Below are 1,182 nucleotides of genomic sequence, written 5' to 3'. Positions count from 1 at the left end.
CCCCGGACCCCGGCAGGAGGAACCCCCATGACCTCGACCCGCCCCGGCCCCGACTGGCTCGCCGACGCCGTGCTGTACCAGATCTACCCGCAGAGCTTCGCCGACTCCGACGGCGACGGCATCGGCGACTTCGCCGGCATCGCCGGGCACCTGGACCACCTCGCCTGGCTCGGCATCGACACCGTCTGGCTCAACCCCTGCTTCGCCTCGCCGTTCCGCGACGCCGGGTACGACGTCACCGACTACCTCGCCCCCGCCCCGCGCTACGGCGGCACCGATGACCTGGTGGCCCTGGTCGAGGCCGCCCGCCGCAGGGGAGTCCGGGTCCTGCTGGACCTGGTGGCCGGGCACACCTCCGACCGCCACCCCTGGTTCCTGGCCTCCGCCGAGGACCCGTCCGACCACCGCTACATCTGGTCCGACCGCCCGGTGGACGGTTTCGTGGCCTCGCCCGGCAGCCGCCCCGGCTGGTACCGGCCGAACTTCTTCGACTGTCAGCCGGCGCTCAACTTCGGCTATGCGCGCAGCAGTTCGGAGGAGCCCTGGCGGCAGGCGGTGGACGCGGACGGCCCGCGCGCCAACCGGGCGGCGCTGCGCGCGATCATGGCGCACTGGCTCGGCCTCGGGGTGTCCGGCTTCCGGGTGGACATGGCGTACTCGCTGGTCAAGGACGACCCGGGCAAGGTGGAGACCGCCAAGCTCTGGACCGAGCTGCGCGACTGGCTGGACCGCGGCCACCCCGAGGCCGCCCTGCTCGCCGAGTGGGGCGACCCGGCCGCCGCCGTCGCGGCGGGCTTCCATGCGGACTTCTTCCTGCACTTCGGCGGGGAGGACCACGGCCTGCCGCTGCGCTCGCTCTGGAACAACAACGGCGGGACGGTCGAGGAGTTCTGGCACCAGGAGGCCTGCTACTTCGAGGCCGAGGGCCGCGGCACCCCGCAGCCCTTCCTGGACGCCTGGCGCTCGGCGGCCGAACTCACCGAGGGCGGCGGGCACATCGTGCTGCCCACCGCCAACCACGACTTCTCCCGCCTGGCCACCGGCCCGCGCGGCGCGGAGCAACTCGCCCCGGCCTTCGCCTTCCTGCTCACCATGATCGGCTTCTACGTCACCTGCGTGCTGTTCGTCGTCGTGGTGCTGGGCACGCTGCTGCGCCTGGTCGCCGGGGTCAACGTCTTCGCG

The 1,182-nt window shown here is 73.1% G+C and carries 1 protein-coding gene; it reads left to right on the top strand.

The window, feature by feature from the left end; all coding sequences use genetic code 11:
• Positions 1 to 27: 27 nt before the first annotated feature.
• A partial coding sequence (locus ACIQOV_RS42125; protein ID WP_401056527.1) for an alpha-amylase family glycosyl hydrolase occupies positions 28 to 1,182 on the top strand: 1,155 nt, incomplete at its 3' end.

This window comes from Kitasatospora sp. NPDC091257, assembly GCF_044757675.1.
GTDB lineage: Bacteria > Actinomycetota > Actinomycetes > Streptomycetales > Streptomycetaceae > Kitasatospora > Kitasatospora lactacystinica.
The sequence above is the reverse complement of the archived record's forward strand: the minus strand, read 5'-3'. Positions and strand labels throughout refer to the sequence as shown.